This is a genomic window from Klebsiella sp. 141203 (assembly GCF_032601985.1).
GTDB classification, from domain to species: domain Bacteria; phylum Pseudomonadota; class Gammaproteobacteria; order Enterobacterales; family Enterobacteriaceae; genus Klebsiella; species Klebsiella aerogenes.
Genome location: NZ_JAQIRL010000005.1, coordinates 227,782 through 253,259 on the forward strand (window position 1 = coordinate 227,782; position 25,478 = coordinate 253,259).

Below are 25,478 nucleotides of genomic sequence, written 5' to 3' on the forward strand. Positions count from 1 at the left end.
GCTCTGAATTAACACAAAACACACATTTTTCCCGGACCAAAACAGTTGTAAACCGACAACAGTTTCTACAACACGGCCCAACCAGCGGTCGTTACTGGCCGTAGTAGGCTTTAGCCCCGTGTTTACGCAGATAGTGCTTATCGAGCAGCGTCTGCTGCATATCCGGCAGTTGCGGCGCCAGCTGGCGGCAGAAAATTCCCATATAGGCGATCTCCTCCAGCACGATGGCATTGTGCACCGCGTCTTCGGCGTTTTTACCCCAGGCGAACGGGCCGTGGGAATGCACCAGCACGCCGGGCATTTGCGCCGGGTCGATGCCCTGCTGACGGAAGGTTTCGACAATCACGTTGCCGGTTTCCCACTCATATTCGCCGTTGATCTCCGCATCGGTCATCAACCGGGTGCAGGGGACCGGGCCATAAAAATAGTCAGCGTGGGTGGTGCCGGTCGCCGGAATAGATTGCCCGGCCTGCGCCCAGATGGTGGCGTGGCGCGAATGGGTATGCACAATCCCCCCAAGCGACGGAAACGCCTGGTATAGCAGGCGATGGGTCGGCGTATCGGAAGAGGGTTTCTTGTTGCCTTCCACCACGTCACCGGTCTCCAGACTGACGACGACCATGTCGTCAGCGGTCATCAGGCCGTAATCCACGCCGGAGGGTTTAATAACCAATACCCCTTTGTCACGATCGACGGCGCTGACGTTACCCCAGGTTAAGGTCACCAGATTATGCTGCGGTAGCGCTAAGTTGGCCTCCAGCACCTGGCGTTTGAGATCTTCTAACATCTTGTTCTCCCTGCCCGATGAGCGGATTGTCATCGGGCATTCTGCTTGTGCGCTTAGCGTTTGCTACCGTAATAGACTTCATTCCAGCGCAGCGCGTCTTTGAACGACGGCAGGCGGGTATCGTTGTCGATGACGGCCAGCTCAATATCCTGCAGCTCGGCAAACTGGCGCATATCGTCGAGGGTTAACGCATGGCTGAAGACGGTATGGTGCGCGCCGCCGGCGATGATCCAGGCTTCCGACGCGGTGCGCAGATCCGGCTGCGCCTGCCACAGGGCGTTGGCCACCGGCAGCTTCGGCAGATCGTGCGGCGTCGCGACGGTTTCGATGGTGTTGACCAGCAGGCGGAAGCGATCGCCTAAATCAATCAGGCTGGCGACGATCGCCGGGCCGGTTTGGGTGTTGAAGATCAGACGGGCCGGATCGGCCTTACCGCCAATTCCCAGCGGCTGGACGTCGAGGATCGGTTTCTCGGCGGTAGCGATAGTCGGGCACACTTCCAGCATGTGCGAGCCCAGCACCAGATCGTTGCCGTTGTCGAAGTGATAGGTGTAATCCTCCATAAAGGAGGTGCCGCCCTGCAGACCGGTCGACATCACTTTCATGATGCGTAGCAGAGCGGCGGTTTTCCAGTCGCCTTCGCCGGCAAAGCCGTAGCCCTGCTGCATCAGGCGCTGTACGGCGAGACCCGGCAGCTGTTTCAGGCCGTGAAGGTCTTCAAAGGTGGTGGTAAAGGCGTGGAAACCGCCTTGTTCAAGGAAGCGTTTCATCCCCAGTTCGATGCGCGCGGCGTCCAGCACATTCTGGCGCTTATCGCCGTGCACCTGCGCTGCTGGCGTCAGGCGGTAGCTGCTTTCGTATTCATCGACCAGCGCGTTGATATCGCCGTCGCTGATGCTATTCACCACCTGCACCAGATCGCCTACCGCCCAGGTGTTGACCGAGAAGCCGAACTTAATCTGCGCCGCCACTTTATCACCGTCGGTTACCGCCACTTCTCGCATGTTATCGCCGAAGCGGCACACTTTCAGATGGCGGGTATCCTGCTTCGAAACCGCCTGACGCATCCACGCGCCGATGCGCTGGTGCGCTTCTTTATCCTGCCAGTGGCCGGTGACGACGCTGTGCTGCTGGCGCATGCGCGCGCCGATAAAGCCGAATTCGCGGCCGCCGTGAGCGGTCTGGTTAAGGTTCATAAAGTCCATATCAATGCTGTCCCACGGCAGGGAGGCGTTGAATTGGGTATGGAATTGCAGCAGCGGCTTGTTGAGGAGCGTCAGGCCGTTGATCCACATTTTCGCCGGTGAGAAGGTGTGCAACCAGACCACTAATCCGGCGCATTTATCATCGTAGTTGGCGTCGCGGCAAATATGCGTGATTTCATCCGGCGTGGTGCCGAGTGGTTTCAGCACCAGCTTGCACGGCAGTTTTGCTTCCGCATTCAGGCTATTCACCACATGTTCGGCATGTTTCGTTACCTGGCGCAGGGTCTCCTGGCCATACAGGTGCTGGCTGCCAATTACGAACCATACTTCATAGTTATCAAAAATCGTCATTTTCGTATCCTTAATGGGTGAGCGCTGCCGGAGATTGCGGGGCGTTTTCCGCCTTTGCAGCCGAAGGGAGATAGTGTTGTTCCGCGCTAGCCGACCACTGCTGGTAGCGCTGATACAGTTGTTCGAAACGCTGCGCCTGTTGCGCGCGCGGCTGCAGGGTGTTTTCCACCTCGCTTGCCATGTTGCGCTGCGCGGCGGGGATATCCGGATAGACGCCCGCGGCGACGGCGGCGAAGATGGCGGCGCCCAACGCGCAGCACTGATCGGAGGCGACAATCTGCAGCGGACGGTTCAGGACGTCGCAGCAGGCCTGCATGATGACCTGGTTCTTGCGCGCGATGCCGCCGAGTGCCATCACGTTATTCACCGGAATGCCCTGCTCGGTGAAGCACTCCATAATGGCGCGAGCGCCGAAGGCGGTGGCGGCAATCAATCCGCCGAACAATGCCGGGGCGTCGGTGGCCAGATTTAAATCGGTAATAACGCCTTTCAGCCGCTGGTTGGCGTTCGGCGTGCGGCGGCCGTTGAACCAGTCCAGCACCACCGGCAGGTGATCGAGGGACGGATTATTGGCCCAGGCTTCGGTGAGCGCCGGCAGCAACTGTTTTTGACTGGCTTTGATTGGCTCGCGCAATTCAGGGTGCTGTTGGGCAAGCTGTTCCAGCGGCCAGCCGAGAATGCGGCCAAACCAGGCATAGATATCGCCGAATGCCGACTGACCGGCCTCCATACCGATGAAATCCGGCACCACGCTGCCGTCCACCTGGCCGCAGATACCTTTCACCGTGCGGTTGCCCACGCTCTGTTTATCGGCGATCAGAATGTCGCAGGTGGAGGTGCCGATCACTTTAACCAATGCGTTAGGCTGCGCGCCGGCGCCGACCGCGCCCATATGGCAATCGAAGGCGCCGCCGGAAATGACCACCGTCTCCGGCAGGCCGAGGCGCTGCGCCCATTCGGCGGTCAGATTGCCGACGGGGAGATCCGCAGTCCAGGTGTCGCGGAACAGCGGCCAGGCAAGGTGGCGGTTAATAATCGGGTCGAGTTCGTCGAAGAAGCTGGCGGGCGGCAGTCCGCCCCAGCTCTCGTGCCACAACGATTTGTGTCCGGCGCTACAGCGACCGCGACGGATATCCTGCGGGCGGGTGGTGCCGGAAAGCAGGGCGGGCACCCAGTCACAAAGTTCAATCCACGACGCCGCGGCCTGCGCGACGGCGCTATCTTCGCGCGTGACGTGGAGGATCTTGGCCCAGAACCATTCGCTGGAGTAGATGCCGCCGATATAGCGCGAGTAATCTTCTTTACCCGGCGCGTGGCACAGGCGGGTGATGGCCTCCGCCTCTTCCACCGCGGTATGATCTTTCCACAGCACGAACATGGCGTTCGGGTTGTCAGCGAATTCTTCGCGCAGCGCCAGCACGTTTCCGTCCGCATCAATCGGCGCCGGGGTTGAGCCGGTGCTGTCGACGCCGATACCGACCACCGTCGCCCGTTGTTCAGCGCTTAATGCCGCCAGGACGCTTTTCAGCGCTGATTCCATGGATTCAATGTAATCACGCGGGTGATGGCGGAAGCGGTTATTCGGCCCATCGCAGAACAGCCCTTCCTGCCAGCGTGGATACCACTCTACGCTCGCGGCCAGTTCCGCGCCGGTAGCGCATTCCACCGCCAGCGCGCGTACTGAGTCACTACCAAAATCGAGGCCAATCGCAATTGCCATCTTGTTACTCCATGCTGAAATCATTCATGCAGCAACAGTAGATATCCCCGGATAAATCCGTCAGGCCGTATTCGCTAATCTTATGGACTATATTGCTGTCACCACGCAAAGTGTGACGCCGTGCAAATATTCGATGTGGACTTTCCTGCCGTATTTATAGACACTTTTGTTATGCGCTGGATCAACGCGAAATGCGTGCTGGTAGCGCTTTTTTCGCTCGCCGTGCGGGTTTTTGTCTAAATTCCCACCGGTATCGCAGTCGCAACGGCGCGGATGGCGATAAAATGATGAATATGGACAATTGGTGTCAAAAATACCTCGTGGAGAACGACGCTTATGGCCGAAACGCAAAACGATCCGCTGCTTCCGGGCTATTCCTTTAACGCCCATCTGGTCACCGGCCTGACGCCGATTGAGGCGCAGGGATATCTCGATTTCTTTATCGACCGTCCGCTGGGCATGAAAGGCTATATTCTCAACCTGACGATCCGCGGCGAGGGGGTGATCAACAACCACGGCGAACAGTTCGTTTGTCGCCCCGGCGATATGCTGCTGTTTCCGCCGGGGGAGATTCATCACTATGGCCGCCATCCCGACGCCAGCGAGTGGTATCACCAGTGGGTCTATTTCCGCCCACGCGCCTACTGGCATGAATGGCTCAACTGGCCGACGATCTTCGCCCATACCGGTTTCTTCCGCCCGGATGAACAATGGCAGGCGCGGTTTGGCGAACTATTCGGGCAGATTGTCGATGCCGGACAGGGGGCGGGGCGTTATTCCGAACTGCTGGCGATTAACCTGCTGGAACAGCTGCTACTGCGGCGCATGGAGGCGATTAACGAATCGCTGCATCCGCCGCTGGATAACCGGGTGCGCGACGCCTGCCAGTACATCAGCGACCATCTGGCGGACAGCCATTTCGATATCGCCAGCGTCGCCCAGCACGTCTGTTTGTCACCTTCTCGTTTGTCGCATCTGTTTCGCCAGCAGTTGGGGATAAGCGTACTTGGCTGGCGGGAAGATCAGCGAATTAGCCAGGCTAAACTGCTGTTGAGTACTACCCGGATGCCGATTGCCAGCGTCGGCCGCAACGTTGGCTTCGAAGATCAGCTCTATTTTTCGCGGGTCTTTAAAAAATGCACCGGCGCCAGCCCCAGTGAATTCCGCGCAGGATGTGAATAAAAAGTAAAGAAAGTGAAATGATGACCCGCTTAAATGTCACAGCCAGTAAACTATTAAGACAATTGGTGGCTTGACGACGACGTGACGGCTCCGGAGAATCCGGGCTTCGTTTTTTAACCGGGTACATTATGCAGGCATTGCTGGAACACTTTATCACCCAATCCACGATCTACTCGTTGATAGCCGTGATGCTGGTGGCATTTCTTGAGTCGCTGGCGCTGGTGGGGCTTATCTTACCCGGCACGGTTATGATGGCTGGTCTGGGGGCGCTCATCGGCAGCGGCGAAGTTAACTTCTGGCAGGCGTGGCTGGCGGGGATTGTCGGCTGCCTGTTGGGAGACTGGATCTCATTCTGGCTCGGCTGGCGCTTTAAAAAGCCGTTACACCGCTGGTCGTTTATGAAAAAAAATCGCGCGCTGCTGGAGAAAACCGAACACGCGCTGCACCAGCACAGCATGGTGACGATTCTGATTGGCCGCTTTGTCGGGCCGACGCGGCCGCTGGTGCCGATGGTGGCCGGGATGCTCGACCTGCCGGTGGCGAAGTTCGTGCTGCCGAATATTATTGGCTGCCTGCTCTGGCCGCCGCTCTATTTCCTCCCCGGTATTCTGGCGGGGGCGGCGATTGATATTCCTGCCGATGAAAACAGCGCCAGCTTCAAATGGCTGCTGCTGGGCGCGGCGCTGCTGGCGTGGCTGGCGGGCTGGCTGTGCTGGCGGCTGTGGCGGAGCGCGAAAACCTCCGGCGATCGCCTGACCCGTTGGCTACCGCGCGGACGCCTGCTGTGGCTGGCGCCGTTGATGGCGGCGCTGGCGGTAGCGGCGCTAACATTTGTTTTCCGCCATCCCCTGATGCCGGTCTATCTTGAGATCCTGCATAAGGTCATTTCGCGCTAATTCCCAACAGCGCCGAGGCACTGCTGTTGCCGCTTAACAGATCGTCAGTGGCGCCGTCCCAGGCAATGCGCCCTTCGGCGACCACGATGGAACGAGGCGCAATGCGCGCCGCATCCTCCACGCTGTGCGATACCATCAACAGCGTCAACTGCTGCCGCTGACAGACATCGGCGACCAGCGTCAGCATCTCCTGACGCAGCGCCGGATCGAGCGCCGAGAAGGGTTCATCAAGCAGCAGCACCGGCTGTTGGCGTACCAGACAGCGGGCCAGCGCCGCCCGCTGCCGCTGGCCGCCGGATAGCTCGCCAGGCAAGCGATCCAGCAATGTATCCATTCCCATCTGCCCGGCTATCGCCATGACCTGCGCGTGCTGCTCGCGGTTCAGCTTAAGGCCGGGGTGGATGCCGAGGCCAATATTCTGCCGGACGGTGAGATGGTTAAACAGGTTGTTCTCCTGAAACAGCATAGAAACCGGGCGTTGCGCCGGCGGCGTGGCGTTATGCTTCTCGCCGTCGATCAGCAGGCTACCGCTGGCGGGGGGCAGAAACCCGGCAATCAGATTCAGCAGCGTGCTCTTTCCGGCGCCGCTGGGACCGAGCACGGCGATGCGCTCTCCGCGCTCGACGCTGAGCGTAAATCGCATCGGCAAATGCTGATACAGCCAGGTGACATCATTGAGTTTTAGCATCGCGTCCCGGTAGTTTCTCGATCAAAGTAAAAAGGATAAAGCACAGCAGCAGGAGCAGGAGCGCGGTGACCGCGCCGTCCTGGCTGCGGTAGGAGCCGATCTGCTGATACAGATAGAAAGGCAGCGTGCGGAAGGATTCATTGCCGAACAGCGCCACCACGCCGAAGTCGCCAATCGACAGCACGCAGGCGAAAGCCAGGGCCTGCGCCAGCGGCCGTTTCAGCGCCCGCAGCTCCACCACCCGCAGCCGGTTAAAACCTCGTAGCCCCAACGACTGACACAGGGCGCCATAGCGGACGGCAATATCGCGCATTGGGTTTTCCAGCACCTTCAGGGCATAGGGGATTGCCATCAGCGCGTTGGTAAAGATGACAATCCCGTCGGCGGATTCCGGCAGGCCGATACTGTTATTGAGCAGCAGGAAGAAGCCGGTCGCCAGCACAATCCCCGGCATGGCAAGAATAAGCATACCGCTGAGTTCCAGCGTCTGCCCGGCCAGCGGCAGGTTACGGGCGCGCAGTTCGCGACTGCTCCACAGCAGCATCATGGTCAGAATGACGCTGAGCACACCGGCGGCGAGGGCGATACGCAGCGAGGTCCACAGCGCCTGCCACAGTGCGGCTTGGCCCAGCACCTTCGGCAGATTGACGTTGAGCCCATCGACGATCACCGCCAGTAGCGGCGGTAGCAGCAACAGCAGAGCGACGGCGATCAGCGCGTAATCACACAGGCGACTATGCAGACGGTCGTCGGGGTCGCGCCAGCCTTGCACCTGACTGGCGCCGATCGCCACGGCTTTGCTCAGGCGCTGGCTCAGCAGCACCAGCCCAAGGCAGCAGATCATTTGAATAATCGCTAACAGCGCCGCCCGCGCCGGGTCGTAATCAAAGCTTAGCGCTTGATAGATAGCCAGCTCAATGGTGGTGGCCCGCGGCCCGCCGCCGAGCGACAGCACGGTGGCGAAACTTGCGAAGCACAGCATAAAAATCAGCGCGGCCACCGGCGGGATCTGCCGACGCAGCCACGGCCATTCCACAAGACGGAAGAAGACGAAACCGCGCATCCCGAGCTGAGCGGCGATCTGCCGCTGTTCGCCGGGAATGTTTTCCAGCGCCTGCAGCAGCAGGCGGGTCGCCATCGGCATATTAAAGAACACATGGGCCAACAGGATACCCTGTAAGCCGTATGGCGAGAAATCCCACTGCCAGCCGAGCGCGTGGAACAGCGCGGCGAGCCACCCCTGGCGGCCATAGACGCTGAGGATGCCGAACACCGCCACCAGTACCGGCAGGATCAACGTCATCGCGCACAGGCGCAGCAGCAGCGTGCGCCCCGGAAAGCGGCGGCGATACAGGGCGCGGGCGAGGAATATCGCCGGCACCACGGAAAATAGCGCCGACAAAAACGCCTGCCAGAAAGAGAAGCGTACGACGTGCCAGAGATAGCTATCGCTGAGGATCGTCTGCCAGGGCGCCTGCGGCGCTTCCAGCCACAGCGCCAGAAACGCCGCCAGCGCTACGATGACCAGTAAGAAAGCCGCCGCGGCGCCGGGGATCAGCCAGCCGAAACTTAGCGGCTGACGGCGCGTTGCCATGAACCGATCCAGTTTTGACGTTCAGCAGCGACCTGCTGCGGGGTGAACTGCAGCGTGGTTTGCGGTTTGGTTAGCGTATTGAAGCCGGCCGGCAGCGCGACCTGGGTTACCGGGTACATCCAGTTGCCGGTGGGAATGGCGTTCTGGAAGCCTGGTGAGACCATAAATTTCAGGAACTTCTCCGCCAGTTCCGGTTGCTTGCTGGCGGCGGTACGCGCGGCGACTTCAACCTGCAGATAGTGGCCTTCGGTAAAGTCCGCCGCGGCATAATTATCTTTTTTCTCTTCGATGAGGTGATAAGCCGGCGAGGTGGTGTAGCTCAACACCAGGTCGCTTTCGCCTTTCAGGAACAGGCCGTAGGCTTCGCTCCAGCCCTTGGTGACGGTGACGGTTTTGGCCGCCAGCTTCTGCCAGGCTTCCGGCGCCTTATCGCCATACACTTTTTGCATCCACAGCAGCAGACCGAGCCCCGGCGTACTGGTGCGCGGGTCTTCGTAGATCACGCGCCATTTCTGCGGGCTCTCGACCAGCTCTTTCAGGCTTTTCGGCGGGTTTTTCAGCTTGTTTTTGTCATATACGAAGGCGAAGTAGCCGTAGTCGTAAGGCACGAAGGTGTCATTATCCCAGCCGCCGGGTACGGAGACTGCGCTGGCCGGCACGCCGCTTTTGGCAAACAGTTTGCTCTGCGCCGCGGCTGCCAGCAGATTGTTATCAAGGCCGAGCACGACATCGGCTTTACTGTTTTTGCCTTCCATTCGCAGCCGGTTCAGCAGCGAGACGCCATCTTCGAGGGCGACATATTTCAGTTCGCAGCCGCAGTCGGCCTCAAATGCCTTTTTAACCGCTGGGCCAGGACCCCAGTCGGCAGAGAATGAATCATAGGTGTAAACGGTCAGGACCGGTTTAGCAAAGACCGGGGCGGCGACCAGCGCCAGCAGGGGAAGCAGTTTTTTCAACACTTTGCACCTCAATATATGGGGAGGCAAAGGATTTTGAGTAGGCCTCAAATCCCTTCGCCGGCGTTATCCGGATCAGGTTCGACGGGTATTTTCTCAGCCCATACGCTTCATCCTTCAAGCCGCATCTGCGTTAGCTTCGCGCGCTCACCCCAGCCACATAGTTATCTATGCTCCAGGGGATTCACCCGCTTGCTGCCTTGATGCAACTTGAATGATATTGCGTATGTTTATTAGCACCCCGTTGAGAACGGCGATAGTGTAATGATTTTGTTAGATGACGCAAAGCATTCAGGGCTCCGGCGGGGCGAACCACGCCGATTTAAAGTCAAACCAGCCGAGGGTGTTCATGCGCACGCCGCGCATACTGCGCTGGCCCTGAATCATAAGCCAGTGGTGAATCAGCGGAACAATATGCTGTTTCTCCAGCAGTTGCTGGCTCCAGGTCGCCGGGTTGAATTCGCCCGCGCGCCAGCGGTTGGCGTCTGCCTCCCAGTCGATGGGAATGCAGTGATGCATGAGCGGCACTTCATATAAATAGGCGAACAGGGAAAAATCGATCGGCAGCGTGAAATTGACGCTGTTGAGCCAGATATCGCTCACCGTTTCGCCGCGATGCCAGTCATCATACTCCAGCTCCTGAATGTTCAGCTTCACCTGATGTTCCGCCAGCAGCGCCCGCATGATCCCGCCAATGACCCGATGTTCCACATGATCGCGATAGTAGGTGAGGGTGACTGACTCCAGACCGGCTGGTTTTTCGCAGGCGTGGCTGCGGGCGTGGTGCCAGCGCGGCAGCAGGCCGTAGGCCGGGAACCAGTTACCTTGATAGTGCTCGCCGGCGTGATACAGCAGATTGGCTGGCTGGAACAGATAACTTAACCAGCGGCGCACGTCATCATTGCCGCCCAGCGGGCTGCGACTATCAAAGAGCAGGTAATAGCACCCCTCTTCCAGGCGGCTCTCTACGGCTTTTTCGCTTTCAGTATTACCCTGCAGGGTTAAGCCGCCGTTGGGTTCTTCGCTAATTTCCGGCAGCACCCAGACGTTAACCTCATCGATCAGCGCCCGGTAGCCGAAGTACTCTTCAAAGGCATGGATTTTCAACTGGTTTTGATTATTGCGCGCGACCGCGTAAGGGCCGGTACCGATAGGCATACTGGAAAAGTTCTCCATCGTCCGCCATTCCCGCGGCAGCACCATTGCCGGGACCTGGCCTAACAGCCAGGGCAGCCAACGGTCCGGCTGGCTGAGGTGAATATCCAGCGTCCAGGCGGTCGGCGAGACGATGCGCTCGATATGGGAAAATAGCGGCAGTTCGCTGCTGCGCTGTAGCGAGGAGATAACGTCGGCCATCTCCAGCTCCCGGCCATGATGGAAATGAATGCCGGGACGCAGGAAAAAGCGCCAGTGGTTAGGCGAAATTTGCTGCCAGTGGTGGGCGATATCGGCCTCCAGTTCCCCATTTTCCTCATTTACCCGCGTCAGGGCGCTAAAAATTTGCCGCGCGATGTGGGTCTCCGAACGGCGCAAGGCGCTGCCGGGCAGTAGATTCTTCATCGGCCGATAGTAGAGCACGCGCAGAATGTGCCTCCCCTGGCGGAAACTGCGGCCAAGATGGGAGATCAACATTTGCCTGACCGCCGTTTTATCGCCAACCAGTTGCACCAGCTGATCGATGCGATCCTGCTCCAGTAAATCTTCGGCACGCTGCTGCTGCAGCGCCAGACCGGTATAAAGGAAGGTCAACCTGGAACGCTTGCCGCGCCCGGCTTCGGATTCCCACGCCAGCCAGCCGCGCGCTTCCATCAGGTTGAGCAAGGTGCGCATATGGCGGCGCGAACAGCTAAGCATTTCCGCCAGTTCGTTGAGGGTGGTCTGCTGCGACCTGCCGTCGCAGCATTGCCACAGGCGGATGAACTGTTGTTGCAGACGGCTGGAAGGCATAAAAGAGGAACTCCTGACGAAAACTCAGCAATTTATGAGTTCCTATATTAAGCCAATAATGAACCTCGATGAAGTAAGGAGATGAATATGACGAGGTCAACCACTAAGCAGTTCTATCAACGGTACTTTTCTGCGACGCAGGGCGCGTCCTGGCTGGCCCGCCAGTTAGCAGGAAGGCAGCAGAAAATGCTGGAGGAATTGATGCAGTGGGGAGTTACGTCGCCGACCTCCGATCGTTGACTTGCCGACATCATGTGTGACTGAGTATTGGTGTTATACTCGCCGTCTTTCAGGCTGCAAGCGTATTGGCTGCAACTCGAAATCCACAGAGTATAGAATCACCCGCCAGCAGATTGCTTCTGCTGGCTTTTTTCGTTTACTTCGCGTGTGTTAAGGACATTTCATGCTGTGGTTGATGACGATGGGGCGACGGTTAAACGGCGTCTATGCCGCCTTTATGCTGGTGGCTTTTATGATGGGCGTGGCCGGGGCGCTGCAGGCGCCGACGCTTAGTCTGTTTCTCAGCCGTGAAGTCGGCGCACAGCCGTTCTGGGTCGGCCTGTTTTATACGGTGAATGCGATTGCCGGTATCCTGGTGAGCCTGGCGCTGGCCAAACGATCCGATAGCCGCGGCGATCGTCGGCGGTTAATTATGTTCTGCTGCCTGATGGCGGTGGGTAACGCGCTGTTATTCGCTTTCAACCGCCATTATCTGACGCTTATCACCTGTGGCGTCATGCTGGCGTCGGTCGCTAATGCGGCAATGCCGCAGCTGTTTGCCCTCGCCCGCGAATACGCCGATAGCTCTGCCCGCGAAGTGGTCATGTTCAGCTCGGTGATGCGCGCTCAGCTGTCGCTGGCGTGGGTCATTGGCCCACCGTTGGCTTTTATGCTGGCGTTGAATTATGGCTTTATGACCATGTTCTCCATCGCCGCCGGGATTTTTGTCATCAGCCTGGCGCTGATTGCCTTTAAGCTGCCTTCGGTGGCGCGAGTGACGCAACTGCAGGAAGGCAGCAGCCTGCCGGAGCTGGAAGGCGGCTGGCGCGATAAAAACGTGCGCATGCTGTTTATCGCTTCTACGTTGATGTGGACCTGCAACACGATGTATATCATCGATATGCCGTTGTGGATCAGTAGCGATCTTGGCCTGCCGGATAGCCTGGCGGGGATACTGATGGGAACGGCTGCCGGTCTTGAAATTCCGGCGATGATCCTGGCCGGCTACTACGTTAAGCATTGGGGGAAACGCAAAATGATGGTGGCGGCAGTCGCCGCTGGCGTGCTGTTCTATGTGGGGCTGATTATGTTCCATGGCCGCACGGCGCTGCTGGCGCTACAGTTATTCAACGCCATCTTCATCGGTATCATCGCCGGGATCGGCATGTTGTGGTTCCAGGACCTGATGCCGGGGCGCGCCGGGGCGGCGACCACGCTGTTTACCAACAGTATCTCCACCGGGGTGATTCTGGCCGGGGTGATTCAGGGAGCGCTGTCGCAAAGCTATGGTCATGCCAGCGTTTACTGGACAATCGCGGCGATTTCGCTGCTGACGCTGTTTTTGACCAGTAGGGTTAAAGATATTTAAGTCATTCTCCCGCGCCGGCCATGCTGGCCCGGCGCGGGATAGCGTTATTTCAGCACGATTTGCTTGATGTCGCCGATGATAAAGATGTAGGCAATCACCCCGATCAGTGCGGTCACCCCAACGTAAATGAGGGCATAAAAGAAGTTACCGGTGGCTGATATAATCACGCCAATGATGAGTGGTGCGATAATTGAGGCCAGATTGGCACAGAAGTTAAATATACCGCCGGTCAACCCAGCCATATTATCCGGGGCAATATCAGATATTAACGTCCAGCCCAAACCGACCATTCCCTGACCAAAGAAAGCGATCGACATGATAATAATCACCGTCGAATTCGCACTGACCCAATTAGCGGCGATAATGCAGCTAGAAAGGAGCAGTCCGGAAATTATTGGAAGTTTTCGGCTTATGTTTGCCGAACCGGTACGCTTAAGTAGCCTGTCGGAAAGCCAGCCGCCGAAGATGATGCCAACCGCGGCGGCCAGGAATGGCCAGGTGGCGAAAAATCCCACGTGAAGCCACGGCAGATGGCGTTCGTTGGCCAGGTAAGTGGGGAACCAGGTAAGGAAAAAGACTAGCGTAGTGTTACCGGCAAACTGCCCCAGACTGGCGCCGATAATTTGTCGGCAGCAGAGTAGCCGTTTGGCATCGCGCCAGTTAAATGGAATATTTTCACTCGTATTGGTAATCTGGTTGGCGCCAATATAATCCAGCTCTGCTTTATTTGCCGTTTTTGATTCATGTGGCTCATGATAAAAACGCCACCATACGAAAGTGAATAAAATACCCAGCCCGCCGGTCAGGAAAAATAAGGTTCGCCAGCCGTGATGTTCAAGAATTAAATATAGCAATGGCGAGAAGGCGGCTAATCCAATATATTCCCCAACTGTATAAGTGGCGGTGGCTCTGGCGCGTTCATGCTGGGGAAACCATTTGCTGACGATGCGGCTATTGGCCGGAAAGCAGGGGGCCTCGCTGACACCTAGCCCCAGACGCAGAAGGAGCAAAGATTTCAGCCCCAGAGAGAAACTTTGCAGTAGGGTAAATAGTGACCAAAAGAAGATGGACAGGGCGTAGGTCAATTTATTACCGAAACGGTCTAAAAACATGCCGCCAGGAATTTGCGCCAGCGCATAAGTCCAGGCAAAAGCGGAAAAAACAATGCCCATCATTGCCGGGTCAATGTGGATTTCAGTGGTTAATTTTGGAGCGACGATTCCAAGAATGGTACGATCGAGATAATTGATCATCGTACCCAGCGATAACAGCGTTAAAATAAAAATACGCGTTCTGCTTCTTTTTAGCGTGCCGGGCGATGACGCCAGGCTTCCTTGAGAGCCAGGTATAGACATAAAGATTTCCTTTAAAGTTTAAAATATTTTTGCATGTATTTATGCATGCAGAAATATTTTAATGATTCATAGACTGGGTCTATGAATGGCAACGCTTTGTTACGCACAAAAGAAAATATCAAATAATATTTGATGTGAATCTGATATTGACTCGTTGTAGCGTATTATCAACCTGCCGCATGGTATATTAAGCGCAGTGATCTTATTCTTATATTATACGGACAAAAATAATGAACCTGAAGCAACTTTATTATTTTAAGCGATTGAGCGAGACGGAACATTACACCGAAGCTGCCTCCAGCCTGTTCATCACGCAACCTTCGCTAAGCCACGCCATATCTGAGTTGGAGAAAGAACTTGGCGTGGCGCTGTTCGCCAGAAAAGGGCGCAACGTCAAAATTACGCAAAACGGTAAACGTTTTTTACCCTATGTGGAAGATGCGCTCGCTTCTTTAGAGAATGGGCGGCTGACGCTGCAAAACAATGATAGCGAAAAGAAAGAGAATATTCGTATCGCCTTTATTTATACGATGGGTGAATTTGTTGTTCCGCAGTTAATTAATAAATACACTAATTCACCATCCAGTCACAAGGTGACTTTTTCCTTTACGCAAGGCACTTCGCTTTCGTTATTACAAGCGTTAAAGGCAGGAAAAACCGATCTGGCGATTTGTTCATATATTGCCGATGAACCAGACATCGATTTTATTCCCATCATTCAGCAGGAACTGGTGGTGGTGACGGCGAAAGATCATCCGCTTGCCAGATTGTATGAAAATGAGGTCGATCTGGTTGAGACGATTCACTATCCCTATATCTACTTCTCAGAGAACAGCGGTTTGCGGCCTTTTATTGATAATGTCTTTATGCAGCAAAAACTGGTGCCGGATATCGCCTGCTACGTCGATGAAGATACCGCGATGGCGGGGTTGGTTAGCATCGATTATGGTATTGCGATTATGCCGAGGATCTCCGCACTGGCAAATTATAACGTGCACATTCTGAAAATAAAAAATGAGCTCCCCCCGCGTTATATCTACCTTGCAACGATGAAGGAAAGGGTACTTTCTTCAGCAATTCAATCGTTTAAAAACGTCATTATTAACGATAGCCAGAGAATCAACTGAGCAAGCGCCCGGAGAGTGGCTCCGGGCAGCCTGTTTATCAGGACAGGATGTCCATTAGCTCGCGCAGCTTAGCGATGGCAATCTGACCCGGCGCGGAGGCCTGGCCGACGGTGCCAAAGGTCATCGCTGAACCGAACAAGCGTCCGGTTACCCGGCTAACGCCGCCGGATTTGCCCATCGACATGGTGATCAGCGGGCGCGTCGCGTACTTCTCTTTCATGGTCAGCGTGGCGGAAAGCAGAGTGAGAACGTCCTGAGGCGTCTGCGGCATCACCGCGATCTTTGGTAGATCGGCACCCAACTCCTGCATTCGACGCAGTCGATAGATGATATCTTCCTGCGCCGGCGTTTTATGGAAATCATGATTGCTCATGATCACTTTTACGCCGGCTTGATGCGCATCGTTCACCAGCGCGCGGATTTGCGCTTCGTCGTTAAACAGCTCGATGTCGATAACATCGGCTAATCCGCTTAGCGCCGCCTGACGGTTAAGTTCAAAATACGCTTCGTCGCTGATTTCCGTTTCGCCGCCCTCTTTCTTACTGCGAAAGGTGAACAGCAGCGGTAGAGCCTTCAGCGTATGACGGATTTCCGCCAGCGCGGCCAGCACCTGGGGGATTTCCCGGACGTGGGTAAAATGGTCAACTCGCCATTCGATAATATCAGCGCCAGCGTCAACCAGGCCCTGCGCATTAGTCAGCAGTTCATCCAGCGTTTTCCCGATCAGCGGTACGCAAATTAAGGTTTCGCCTTCCTTGAAGGTGATGTTCTTTACGGTTACTGCAGTTGTCATGTAGGTATCCATTATTGTTGTCGTGAACCTCAGGCGGTGACGGTGGTGCGAGACACTCTTTGCGCCGCGCGCGCCTGAAGTTGACGATAGCCGATGTACAGGGCGATCACAAAGCCGATAACGGCGATCAGGAAATCAAACCACATAATGCTGGCAATACTAATCTGTGAAAGCCTGGCGGTGATAAGCGGGATCGTGAAGCTCGCGATACTGCCTGCGGTGTAGAAGATCCCGGTCGCCTTGCCTTTGCCATTCGGAAAGCTCATTGCCATGATGGTCGCTCCCAGCTGCAATACCCCGCCGGCAGCGGCAAAGCCGATGACGAAGGCGAAACCGGTAACCATCAGCGGGGTGGGGAACAGGCACACTAACAGCAGTGAGACCATCGACAGGCAGGTATAGATGATCATCGCTACCGCAGAGCTGAATACCTCTTTGACGAAAGCGGCGGTCACGAAGACGCAGACCAGCGAACCGACGGTGTAGATGCTCAGGAGCTTGATCGCCGATGCATAAGGCATACCGACCACGAACTGACCATATTGCGCCAGCCACTGGCTTACCAGGTAAAAAGTTGCCATGCCGATATAGCCGTACAGGGTAAAGACAACCATATCCAGTTTGTTGGCTTGCGGCTTAGCTGAAGCCGCTGCCTGCGCCGCTGGAGCCTCTTCCTTTTTGGCCGCCTGGCTATCGGGGAACGGCATCTTGAGCAGATAGATTGCGCTCAGTACAAACAGAGCCGCCGCGATCACGAACGACCAGCCAAACCACAGATTTGCCCATATCAGCAGGCTGATAATGAACGGCAGCAGAAATTGCCCTGCGGAAACGAAGGCTTTGATGAGTACATTAGCGCGGCTGGCGGAGTGCGGGAAAGACTCCATCAGCGCCGGATAGGTTCCGGAGTCGAGGAAGCTGTTCGCCAGACCAGCCATGATGCCAAACACGTAGGCCAGATAAATATTTTTAGTCAGCAGAATGCCGACGAAGAAGATCAGATAACTCAGGATCCCGAGATAAATAAAAGGCTTGCGACCAAAGCGATCCGACAAAAAACCGGTCACGATCGTCGCCAGTTTACCGATACCTAATGAGGAGATAACGATCGATACGCCAGCAGCATCTGTTCCCCACTGTTCCTGAAGATGGGCCATGTTGAGGGTGATTAAAAGCACCCCCATGCCGTGGATCAGGTAGTTGAGATACAGCCCTGCCGCAGTAGGGATGTATTTGTTTTTCATCTCTTGCCTCTTAGAACAGAATGCTCTTGACGTAGTCAACCGGCATCTCTTTGCCCGTCCAGATTTCGAACGCGCGCGCGCCTTGCCACAGCATCATTCCCAGGCCGTTAAGGGTGCGGCAGCCTTTTTTCTCCGCCACTTCCAGCAGATGGGTTTTACGCGGGTTATAGACGACGTCGGAGACAATCAGGTCCGGGCGCAGGAAGCTGTCGTTTGGCAGCAGCATCTGGCCTTCGAATGGTTTCATACCGACGCCGGTGGCGTTGGTGAGGATCACGCTGCTGTCGATTTCGGCGCGCAGCTTGTCATGATCGTCGAGATCGAAAAGGTGGATCTCGCAGTCGGTGTTATCGCGGATCTTGGCGACGGTCTGCTCGGCATTGGCGAAGAACTTGTCTTTACGGTTGAAGATCGAGATGGCCTTCACGCCGTCGAGCGCGGCCTGTACGCTGATGGCGGTAGCCGCGCCGCCCGCGCCGAGGATGGTCATCTTTTTGCCGATGATATCGATACCGGCTTCTGACAGCGCGCGCATATAGCCGGTGCCGTCGGTAATGTGACCGGTCAGGACGCCATTATCGTTGACGACGGTATTGACCGCGCCGACCAGCTGCGCCGCCGGCGAAAGCTTGTCGAGATACTGACAAATCTCGGTTTTATTCGGCATTGAGACGTTGTAACCGCGCAGTTTCAGCGCGCGGAAGCCCTGCACGACATCTTTTAGCTCCTGGTTATCGACTTCGAACGCCAGGTAGGCGTAATCGAGACCAAGATGCGCAAAGGCTTCGTTGTGCATGGTCGGCGACATGCTGTGTCTAATCGGGGTAGCGATTAAGCCAATCAGCTCGGTATGACCGGTAAGACGTTCTGCCATGATAAATATCCTCAATATGTTAAAAATGGAATCTGTTGCGCTTCGCGATTGCCGAGTACGCCCATGTCTTCGAGTATTTCCAGCACGTTGCGGCCTTCGCGCACGCCGTCAATAATTCGCCGGGCCGACAGGCTGTCGCCGATATTCATGATTTTTACGTTGTTGGCGGCGGCCCACTGGGCGATGTCGTCGAGACCTGCGCGGTTGGCGCGCATTCCCAGGCACACAAAGCCGTAGTCGAAGGGAATATCGAACGTGCCGCTGGCGGTATTAACGGTGAAATGGTCTGGAGCGACAGCGGTCAATCGGGTCTGCATGTGTTGCTCCACCTGGTGTTCTTCCAGCATGGTCAACATCGCGTTTTTGGTAATAATGTCGAGGTCCTGTCCCGGGGCGTCCTGCATTTCAATCAGCACCGTTTCGGCGCCGCGCGCGGAGAAGTATTCGATGACGTCCAGGCCGACGGCGCCGCCGCCAACCACCACGATGCGTTTACCTGCGGCATCGGCAAAGGCGTCAAGGTGTTCAATCATGCCGGTTATTGAGAACAGGCGGCCACCCTTGGCGTCAATGTTCTCGCGCAGGCCGTCGATCGGCGGCAGTAGGGGAACCGAGCCGGTGGCGTTAACGATGAGCTGTGGATGCAGCGCGGCGACTGAAGCGACGTCGGCGCGTTTACCGACCTGCAGCATCAGATTACTGAGCCCGGAAAGGCGGTTTTTCATAAACTGCGGGAAATCGGCGATGCGCTTTTTCTCCGGCAGCAGCGCAATGGTGCTGGCCAGGCCGCCGACGTGGCTTTTCTCTTCCAGCAGCCAGGTGTTGCAGCCGACTTCCGCGGCGGTGCAGGCAGCTTCCATTCCGGCCGTGCCGGCGCCGATTACCACGACGTTGGTTTCGCGCGAAACACGCTGCTGTTTGTAAGCGTCGCCGTGGATGATGTCCGGGTTGATCGAGCAGCGCAGCGGGCGAGAGCGGGCGATGCGGTGATCCGCGCAGCCGATATTACAGGAGATGCATTTGCGCATCAGACGCTCATTGCCGCTTTGTACTTTCTGCACCCATTCAGGCTCGGCAATCAACCCACGACCAATGGCGATCAGATCGGCATCGCCGGTCGCGAGGATATCTTCGGCGATTTTTGGCGAACGAATGTTGCCGGCGATCACCGTCGGCTTATGGAATTTGTCGCGTACCGCGCGGGAGAGATAGCGCTTCCAGCCATCTTCCAGCGACATCTGGTCGATTTGCAGGTTCAGGTTATCGTTCTGTGCGGCAGAGACGTTAATGATGTCGACTTTGTCCTGACACAGTTCGAGGATGCGCAGCGAATCTTCCAGCGTGTTGCCGCCCTTTAAGAAATCGTCGGCGCTGATGCGTAGACTTATTGGGAAACGCGGCCCGACGCAGGCGCGAACCTTATCGATAATCAGGCTTAATATGCGGGTGCGGTTTTCGATACTACCGCCGAATTCGTCGGTACGTTTATTAAATAGCGGCGATAAAAACTGGCTAATTAAATAGGAGTGGCCGCCATGAATTTCTACACAGTCAAAACCGGCGCGGCGTACGCGCTCCGCGGCGTCGCCAAATTTGTCTACCGCGTGATAAATTTCTTCATGGGTCATTGGCCGCGGAATATTACCGTGCTTTTTCGACGGCGTGCTGGATGCGGAAAGCGGCGTCTGCCCATTCAGGCGATAAGCATAAGCCGAAGCGCCAGCGTGGTTCAGCTGAATCGCTACGCAGGCGCCGTGTTTATGAAGGGTTTCGGTTAATTTAAACAGACGCGGAATATATTGATCGTTATCGATACGTAACTGCGTTGTACCATTGGAGGCGAAGGGAAAATCGATGCAGATATTTTCCACGGTAATGAGCCCGGTACCGCCTTTCGCCCGCAGTTCGTAGTATTCAAGCTGTTCCTGCGAGACTTCGCCATTCAGGGTGGCCATATTGGTACCCATCGGCGGCATGATAATGCGATTTTTTATGGTCATCCCGTTGATAGTTAGCGGGCTGAATAGATGAGGATAGTGGCTCATTTAGGCTCTCCACAAGAACGGCAGGCGGCCCACGTTGTGAAGCAGGCGTCGTGACGTATCTAAAGTTAATATTTCTCTGTCAGGAAAGATAACGAGCCGGGGAGGGGAAAAATAATGCTTTTTTTTGTGCTGAGCTATAGGGGTTTTCTATGGAGTTAACCGTTAATTCACATATTGGACGGTTTGTTTTAAATACTTCTGCTGATTATTTACTTGTCATTGTGGATCTATACAAAAATAGCCCGGCAACGCCGGTATAAATGCACGATGAGGTACGGGAAGGATAAATTTATCTATAAATTATACGTAATAATAGGCGCCGGAGAGAAACACAAAGAGAAAGCCCGGCTTGTTCGCCGGGCTTGAAGGTTAGTTCATAAAGGCGGGTTGTTGGCGCTCGTAGGCGGAAATCGCCTCTTCATGCTGCAGCGTCAGGCCGATGCTATCCAGGCCGTTGAGCATGCAGTGGCGGCGGAAGTCGTCGATTTTAAAGCTGTAGGTTTTATCCCCGGCTTTAACCACCTGCGCTTCAAGATCCACTTCAAAGCGGATGCCCGGGCTCGCCTGTACCAGCTTGAACAGCTCATCCACCTGCTCATCGCTGAGCGTCACCGGCAGCAGTTGGTTATTGAAGCTGTTACCGTAAAAGATATCGGCAAAGCTTGGCGCAATCACCACTTTGAAACCGTAATCGGTCAACGCCCACGGCGCGTGCTCGCGCGAGGAGCCGCAGCCGAAGTTTTCACGCGCCAGCAGGATAGACGCCCCTTTATATTGCGGGAAGTTCAGTACGAACTCCGGGTTTGGTTGCTGCCCCTGGTCGTCGAGAAAACGCCAGTCGTTAAACAGGTGCGCGCCAAAGCCGGTACGCGTTACTTTCTGCAGGAACTGCTTAGGAATGATCGCATCGGTATCGACGTTTGCGGCATCCAGCGGAACCACCAGGCCAGTATGTTGGGTAAATTTCTCTGCCATGATGGTCTCCTTATTTCAAGTTACGAATATCGGCGAAATGGCCGGTCACCGCTGCCGCCGCGGCCATTGCCGGACTGACTAAATGAGTGCGTCCGCCGCGGCCTTGACGGCCTTCAAAGTTACGGTTGCTGGTAGAGGCGCAACGTTCGCCGGGATTCAGGCGGTCGTTGTTCATCGCCAGGCACATGGAGCAGCCCGGTAAGCGCCACTCAAAACCGGCGTCGATGAAAATCTTATCCAGACCTTCGGCTTCCGCCTGCGCTTTCACTGGGCCGGAGCCGGGAACCACCAGCGCCTGTACACCCGGCGCCACTTTACGCCCTTTGGCGATTTCCGCCGCCGCGCGTAAATCTTCGATTCGCGAGTTAGTGCAGGAACCGATAAAGACTTTATCGATCGCGACCTCGGTCAACGGCACGCCGGATTTCAGCCCCATATAGGCCAGCGCTTTTTCGGCGCTGGCGCGCTCGACCGGATCGCTGAACGATGCCGGATCCGGGATAATATCGGTGACGGAGATGACCTGGCCGGGATTGGTACCCCAGGTGACCTGCGGCGCAATCTCTTCTGCCTGCAGCGTCACCACGGTATCGAAGGTGGCGTCATCGTCGGTTTTCAGCGTTTTCCAGTATTCCACCGCGTCGGCGAAATCCTGGCCCTTCGGCGCGTGCAGGCGGCCCTGCACGTAATTGAAGGTGGTCTCGTCCGGCGCGACCAGACCCGCTTTGGCGCCCATTTCGATTGCCATATTGCACAGAGTCATACGGCCTTCCATGCTCAGGTCGCGAATGGCTTCGCCGCAGAATTCGACCACGTGACCGGTACCACCGGCGCTACCGGTTTTGCGGATGATCGCCAGCACGATGTCTTTCGCGGTAATGCCCGGCGCCGCTTTGCCACGAACTTCGATTTTCATCGTCTTCGCGCGACCCTGTTTCAGGGTCTGGGTCGCCAGTACATGTTCAACTTCAGAGGTGCCGATACCGAATGCCAGCGCGCCGAATGCGCCGTGAGTGGCGGTATGGGAATCGCCGCATACGATGGTCATCCCCGGCAGGGTGACGCCCTGTTCCGGGCCCATGACGTGTACGATGCCCTGGAATGGGTGATTTAAGTCATACAGCTCAACGCCAAACTCTTTGCAATTCTTAATCAGCTCCTGCATCTGAATACGGGCCATTTCGCCGGAGGCGTTGATATCTTTAGTCTGCGTTGAGACGTTGTGATCCATGGTGGCGAACGTTTTGCCCGGCTGACGCACCGGACGACCGTGCGCGCGCAGCCCGTCAAACGCCTGCGGAGAGGTGACTTCGTGCACCAGATGGCGGTCGATATACAGCAGTGGGGTTTCGTTCTGCGCTTCGTACACCACGTGCGCATCAAACAATTTTTCGTATAAGGTCTTCGCCATGATTACACCCCTTCCGCGACATAGCGGGCAATGATATCGCCCATTTCATCTGTACTGACAGCCGCCGTACCGCGCGCTAAGTCGCCGGTACGAATGCCTTCTTCTAATGCGCGGTTGATAGCGCGTTCAATGGCGCTCGCCGCGTCGCCCGCATCCAGGCTGTAGCGCAGCAGCAGCGCCAGCGACAGGATTTGCGCAATCGGGTTGGCGATATTTTTGCCCGCGATGTCCGGCGCCGAGCCGCCCGCCGGTTCATACAGGCCAAAACCTTGCTCGTTGAGGCTGGCGGACGGCAACATGCCCATAGAGCCGGTGATCATCGCGCACTCGTCGGACAGGATGTCGCCAAACAGGTTGGAGCACAGCAGGACATCGAACTGCGACGGATCTTTGATGAGCTGCATAGTGGCATTATCGATATACATATGCGCCAGCTCGACGTCCGGATACTCTTTGCCAATCTCGTTGACGATTTCGCGCCACAGGATAGAAGACTGCAGGACGTTGGCTTTATCGATTGACGTCACTTTGTGACGACGCTTGCGCGCCGATTCAAAGGCAATACGCGCGATACGCTCGATTTCAAAGCGGTGGTATACCTCGGTGTCGAAGGCTTTTTCATGCTGGCCGCTGCCTTCACGGCCTTTCGGCTGACCGAAGTAAATGCCGCCGGTCAGTTCGCGCACGCACAGAATGTCGAAGCCGTTGGCGGCGATATCGGCGCGCAGCGGGCAGAACGCTTCCAGCCCCTGATACAGTTTAGCCGGGCGCAGGTTGCTGAATAATTTGAAGTGCTTACGCAGCGGCAGCAGCGCGCCGCGCTCCGGCTGCTCGGCCGGCGGCAGATGTTCCCACTTCGGGCCGCCGACGGATCCGAACAGAATCGCGTCAGCCTGCTCGCAGCCATCAACGGTGGCTTGCGGCAGCGGCATGCCCTGACGGTCGATGGCGATGCCGCCAACGTCGTACTGGCTGGTGGTGATACGCATTGAAAAACGGTTACGAACGGCTTCCAGTACTTTCATCGCCTGGTTCATCACTTCCGGGCCAATTCCATCACCCGGCAAAACGGCAATATGATAATTCTTCGACATTACACGGTTTCCTTGTTGTTCTCTTTATTCTGAGCTTGGCGTTGCAATTCTTTTTCGACTTCGGCGGCGCGCCAGATATTGTTCAGCACGTGTACCATCGCTTTTGCTGACGATTCGACGATATCGGTCGCCAGACCGACGCCATGGAAGCGGCGACCGTTGTATTCCACAACAATGTCCACCTGACCCAGCGCATCTTTGCCGTGGCCTTTGGCGCTTAAGCCATACTTCACTAAGTCGATGTTGTAGTCCGTCACGCGGTTGATCGCCTGGTAGATAGCGTCAACCGGGCCGTTGCCATTGGCGGCTTCGGTTTTGATTTCATCACCGCAGGCCAGCTTGATAGAGGCGGTAGCGATATCGCTGGAGCCAGACTGGACGCTGAAGTAGTCGAGACGGAAATGCTCTGGTTCTTCCTGCTGTTTGTTAATGAAGGCCAGCGCCTCCAGGTCGTAGTCGAAGACCTGGCCCTTTTTATCCGCCAGCTTCAGGAAGGCGTCATACAGATGATCCAGGTTGTAGTCGCTCTCTTTGTAGCCCATCTCTTCCATACGGTGTTTCACCGCCGCGCGGCCGGAGCGTGAAGTCAGGTTCAGCTGTACCTGGTTCAGGCCGATGGATTCCGGGGTCATGATTTCGTAGTTTTCGCGGTTCTTCAGCACGCCATCCTGATGAATACCGGAAGAGTGGGCGAAGGCGCCGGTACCGACGATAGCTTTGTTAGCCGGGATCGGCATATTGCAGATTTGGCTGACGGTCTGGCTGGTACGCCAGATTTCGTGGTGATTGATGTTGGTGTGCACGTTCATAATGTCTTTGCGCACTTTGATCGCCATGATCACCTCTTCCAGCGCGCAGTTACCGGCGCGTTCGCCGATACCGTTCATCGCGCCTTCTACCTGACGCGCGCCAGCGTGGACGGCGGCGAGGGCGTTGCCGACGGCGATGCCTAAATCATCATGGGTGTGGACTGAAATAATCGCTTTATCAATGTTTGGTACGCGTTCGTACAGGCCGCTGATGATGTTGGCGTATTCAAACGGCATGGTGTAGCCGACGGTATCCGGGATATTAATGGTCGTGGCGCCAGCGCGGATAGCCGCTTCGACAACGCGAGCCAGATCGTCGATCGGCGTACGGCCTGCGTCTTCACAGGAAAATTCGACGTCATCGGTATAGTTACGCGCGCGTTTCACCATGTAAATAGCGCGCTCGATGACTTCATCCAGCGTACTGCGCAACTTGGTGGCGATGTGCATCGGTGAGGTGGCGATGAAGGTGTGAATACGGAATGCTTCCGCCACTTTTAAGGATTCCGCCGCCACGTCGATATCTTTCTCAACGCAGCGCGCCAGCGCGCACACGCGGCTATTTTTGATGGTGCGAGCGATGGTCTGCACCGATTCAAAATCGCCTGGGGAAGAAACCGGGAAACCGACTTCCATCACATCGACGCCCATACGTTCAAGGGCCATGGCTATTTGCAGCTTCTCTTTCACGCTCAGGCTGGCCTGTAACGCTTGTTCCCCATCACGTAAGGTCGTATCGAAAATAATGACTTGCTGGCTCATGGTTTAGATCCTTAATCTGTTGCCTGGCGCCTTGCTTCGAGCATAAAAAAACCCGCGCAATGGCGCGGGTTTAGT

General features: G+C 56.3%; 21 protein-coding genes. 5 read left to right on the forward strand and 16 right to left on the reverse strand.

Going from position 1 to position 25,478, the window contains the following annotated elements; genetic code table 11:
- Nucleotides 1–91: 91 nt before the first annotated feature.
- Genes araD through araB form a run of 3 tightly spaced genes read right to left on the reverse strand, consistent with a single transcriptional unit; the run spans nt 92 to nt 4,063 of the window.
- Nucleotides 92–787, reverse strand: coding sequence for an L-ribulose-5-phosphate 4-epimerase (gene araD / locus PGR29_RS20050; RefSeq protein ID WP_113374401.1), 696 nt, complete (start codon nt 785–787; stop codon nt 92–94).
- A gap of 53 nt (nt 788–840) precedes the next feature.
- Nucleotides 841–2,343: an L-arabinose isomerase gene (gene araA / locus PGR29_RS20055; protein WP_047037966.1), complete on the reverse strand. Its 1,503-nt coding sequence runs from the start codon at nt 2,341–2,343 to the stop codon at nt 841–843.
- A 10-nt stretch (nt 2,344–2,353) separates the two neighbouring features.
- Entirely contained in the window at nt 2,354–4,063 is a 1,710-nt protein-coding gene (gene araB, locus PGR29_RS20060; RefSeq protein WP_047740054.1) for a ribulokinase, read from the reverse strand.
- Between the two features lie 336 nt (nt 4,064–4,399).
- Between araB and araC the strand changes: the two genes are divergently transcribed.
- Both araC and PGR29_RS20070 read left to right on the forward strand, forming a co-directional pair.
- Nucleotides 4,400–5,245 (forward strand): arabinose operon transcriptional regulator AraC, encoded by an 846-nt coding sequence (gene araC / locus PGR29_RS20065; protein WP_015368277.1) that lies wholly within the window; start codon nt 4,400–4,402, stop codon nt 5,243–5,245.
- Between the two features lie 128 nt (nt 5,246–5,373).
- Complete coding sequence (locus tag PGR29_RS20070) at nt 5,374–6,141, forward strand: DedA family protein (RefSeq protein ID WP_308957712.1); 768 nt, start codon at nt 5,374–5,376, stop codon at nt 6,139–6,141.
- On the opposite strand, the gene thiQ is transcribed toward PGR29_RS20070, so the two are convergent.
- The 4 genes from thiQ to sgrR all read right to left on the reverse strand — a co-directional run bounded on the left by thiQ (nt 6,128) and on the right by sgrR (nt 11,326).
- Nucleotides 6,128–6,829, reverse strand: a complete 702-nt coding sequence (thiQ, locus tag PGR29_RS20075; RefSeq protein ID WP_113374404.1) for a thiamine ABC transporter ATP-binding protein ThiQ — start codon at nt 6,827–6,829, stop codon at nt 6,128–6,130. The genes PGR29_RS20070 and thiQ overlap by 14 nt on opposite strands.
- Nucleotides 6,813–8,423, reverse strand: a complete 1,611-nt coding sequence (gene thiP, locus PGR29_RS20080) for a thiamine/thiamine pyrophosphate ABC transporter permease ThiP (protein ID WP_316425189.1) — start codon at nt 8,421–8,423, stop codon at nt 6,813–6,815. Before thiP ends, thiQ begins: the two co-directional genes overlap by 17 nt.
- A complete protein-coding gene (thiB, locus tag PGR29_RS20085; RefSeq protein ID WP_045411562.1) occupies nt 8,399–9,382 on the reverse strand; it encodes a thiamine ABC transporter substrate binding subunit in 984 nt (327 codons plus the stop codon). Before thiB ends, thiP begins: the two co-directional genes overlap by 25 nt.
- 288 nt (nt 9,383–9,670) lie before the next feature.
- Nucleotides 9,671–11,326 (reverse strand): HTH-type transcriptional regulator SgrR, encoded by a 1,656-nt coding sequence (gene sgrR / locus PGR29_RS20090; RefSeq protein WP_316425190.1) that lies wholly within the window; start codon nt 11,324–11,326, stop codon nt 9,671–9,673.
- 87 nt (nt 11,327–11,413) lie between these two features.
- Here sgrR and sgrT point away from each other — a divergent pair, with 87 nt between their 5' ends.
- Both sgrT and PGR29_RS20100 read left to right on the forward strand, forming a co-directional pair.
- Nucleotides 11,414–11,566: a glucose uptake inhibitor SgrT gene (gene sgrT, locus PGR29_RS20095; RefSeq protein WP_015704385.1), complete on the forward strand. Its 153-nt coding sequence runs from the start codon at nt 11,414–11,416 to the stop codon at nt 11,564–11,566.
- A 163-nt stretch (nt 11,567–11,729) separates the two neighbouring features.
- A complete protein-coding gene (locus PGR29_RS20100) occupies nt 11,730–12,914 on the forward strand; it encodes a sugar efflux transporter (protein WP_113374407.1) in 1,185 nt (394 codons plus the stop codon).
- A gap of 44 nt (nt 12,915–12,958) precedes the next feature.
- On the opposite strand, the gene PGR29_RS20105 is transcribed toward PGR29_RS20100, so the two are convergent.
- On the reverse strand, nt 12,959–14,269 hold the full coding sequence (locus PGR29_RS20105; protein WP_113374408.1) for an MFS transporter: 1,311 nt from the start codon (nt 14,267–14,269) through the stop codon (nt 12,959–12,961).
- A 230-nt stretch (nt 14,270–14,499) separates the two neighbouring features.
- Here PGR29_RS20105 and PGR29_RS20110 point away from each other — a divergent pair, with 230 nt between their 5' ends.
- On the forward strand, nt 14,500–15,396 hold the full coding sequence (locus tag PGR29_RS20110; RefSeq protein WP_087860899.1) for a LysR family transcriptional regulator: 897 nt from the start codon (nt 14,500–14,502) through the stop codon (nt 15,394–15,396).
- Nucleotides 15,397–15,433: 37 nt separating this feature from the next.
- On the opposite strand, the gene aroD is transcribed toward PGR29_RS20110, so the two are convergent.
- The 8 genes from aroD to leuA form a co-directional block, all read right to left on the reverse strand.
- Nucleotides 15,434–16,189, reverse strand: a complete 756-nt coding sequence (gene aroD / locus PGR29_RS20115) for a type I 3-dehydroquinate dehydratase (protein ID WP_087860898.1) — start codon at nt 16,187–16,189, stop codon at nt 15,434–15,436.
- Nucleotides 16,190–16,218: 29 nt separating this feature from the next.
- Entirely contained in the window at nt 16,219–17,433 is a 1,215-nt protein-coding gene (locus tag PGR29_RS20120) for an MFS transporter (protein WP_213794608.1), read from the reverse strand.
- A 10-nt stretch (nt 17,434–17,443) separates the two neighbouring features.
- Nucleotides 17,444–18,307, reverse strand: coding sequence for a shikimate dehydrogenase (locus tag PGR29_RS20125; RefSeq protein ID WP_045376448.1), 864 nt, complete (start codon nt 18,305–18,307; stop codon nt 17,444–17,446).
- An 11-nt stretch (nt 18,308–18,318) separates the two neighbouring features.
- Nucleotides 18,319–20,352: an FAD-dependent oxidoreductase gene (locus PGR29_RS20130; RefSeq protein ID WP_113374411.1), complete on the reverse strand. Its 2,034-nt coding sequence runs from the start codon at nt 20,350–20,352 to the stop codon at nt 18,319–18,321.
- A 369-nt stretch (nt 20,353–20,721) separates the two neighbouring features.
- The gene (gene leuD, locus PGR29_RS20135) at nt 20,722–21,327 is read right to left on the reverse strand and encodes a 3-isopropylmalate dehydratase small subunit (RefSeq protein ID WP_087860895.1); all 606 of its coding nucleotides are present in this window, start codon (nt 21,325–21,327) and stop codon (nt 20,722–20,724) included.
- Between the two features lie 10 nt (nt 21,328–21,337).
- Nucleotides 21,338–22,738: a 3-isopropylmalate dehydratase large subunit gene (gene leuC / locus PGR29_RS20140; protein WP_316425191.1), complete on the reverse strand. Its 1,401-nt coding sequence runs from the start codon at nt 22,736–22,738 to the stop codon at nt 21,338–21,340.
- Between the two features lie 2 nt (nt 22,739–22,740).
- The gene (gene leuB, locus PGR29_RS20145) at nt 22,741–23,832 is read right to left on the reverse strand and encodes a 3-isopropylmalate dehydrogenase (RefSeq protein ID WP_015368262.1); all 1,092 of its coding nucleotides are present in this window, start codon (nt 23,830–23,832) and stop codon (nt 22,741–22,743) included.
- Entirely contained in the window at nt 23,832–25,403 is a 1,572-nt protein-coding gene (gene leuA, locus PGR29_RS20150) for a 2-isopropylmalate synthase (protein ID WP_087860894.1), read from the reverse strand. Before leuA ends, leuB begins: the two co-directional genes overlap by 1 nt.
- Between the last annotated feature and the right edge of the window lie 75 nt (nt 25,404–25,478).

Bases quoted from the DNA above. Each gene is read 5' to 3' on its own strand.
- araD (WP_113374401.1), bottom strand. From the start codon at position 787: ATGTTAGAAGATCTCAAACGCCAGGTGCTGGAGGCCAACTTAGCGCTA.
- araA (WP_047037966.1), bottom strand. From the start codon at position 2,343: ATGACGATTTTTGATAACTATGAAGTATGGTTCGTAATTGGCAGCCAG.
- araB (WP_047740054.1), bottom strand. From the start codon at position 4,063: ATGGCAATTGCGATTGGCCTCGATTTTGGTAGTGACTCAGTACGCGCG.
- araC (WP_015368277.1), top strand. From the start codon at position 4,400: ATGGCCGAAACGCAAAACGATCCGCTGCTTCCGGGCTATTCCTTTAAC.
- PGR29_RS20070 (WP_308957712.1), top strand. From the start codon at position 5,374: ATGCAGGCATTGCTGGAACACTTTATCACCCAATCCACGATCTACTCG.
- thiQ (WP_113374404.1), bottom strand. From the start codon at position 6,829: ATGCTAAAACTCAATGATGTCACCTGGCTGTATCAGCATTTGCCGATG.
- thiP (WP_316425189.1), bottom strand. From the start codon at position 8,423: ATGGCAACGCGCCGTCAGCCGCTAAGTTTCGGCTGGCTGATCCCCGGC.
- sgrR (WP_316425190.1), bottom strand. From the start codon at position 11,326: ATGCCTTCCAGCCGTCTGCAACAACAGTTCATCCGCCTGTGGCAATGC.
- sgrT (WP_015704385.1), top strand. From the start codon at position 11,414: ATGACGAGGTCAACCACTAAGCAGTTCTATCAACGGTACTTTTCTGCG.
- PGR29_RS20100 (WP_113374407.1), top strand. From the start codon at position 11,730: ATGCTGTGGTTGATGACGATGGGGCGACGGTTAAACGGCGTCTATGCC.
- PGR29_RS20105 (WP_113374408.1), bottom strand. From the start codon at position 14,269: ATGTCTATACCTGGCTCTCAAGGAAGCCTGGCGTCATCGCCCGGCACG.
- PGR29_RS20110 (WP_087860899.1), top strand. From the start codon at position 14,500: ATGAACCTGAAGCAACTTTATTATTTTAAGCGATTGAGCGAGACGGAA.
- aroD (WP_087860898.1), bottom strand. From the start codon at position 16,189: ATGACAACTGCAGTAACCGTAAAGAACATCACCTTCAAGGAAGGCGAA.
- PGR29_RS20120 (WP_213794608.1), bottom strand. From the start codon at position 17,433: ATGAAAAACAAATACATCCCTACTGCGGCAGGGCTGTATCTCAACTAC.
- PGR29_RS20125 (WP_045376448.1), bottom strand. From the start codon at position 18,307: ATGGCAGAACGTCTTACCGGTCATACCGAGCTGATTGGCTTAATCGCT.
- PGR29_RS20130 (WP_113374411.1), bottom strand. From the start codon at position 20,352: ATGAGCCACTATCCTCATCTATTCAGCCCGCTAACTATCAACGGGATG.
- leuD (WP_087860895.1), bottom strand. From the start codon at position 21,327: ATGGCAGAGAAATTTACCCAACATACTGGCCTGGTGGTTCCGCTGGAT.
- leuC (WP_316425191.1), bottom strand. From the start codon at position 22,738: ATGGCGAAGACCTTATACGAAAAATTGTTTGATGCGCACGTGGTGTAC.
- leuB (WP_015368262.1), bottom strand. From the start codon at position 23,832: ATGTCGAAGAATTATCATATTGCCGTTTTGCCGGGTGATGGAATTGGC.
- leuA (WP_087860894.1), bottom strand. From the start codon at position 25,403: ATGAGCCAGCAAGTCATTATTTTCGATACGACCTTACGTGATGGGGAA.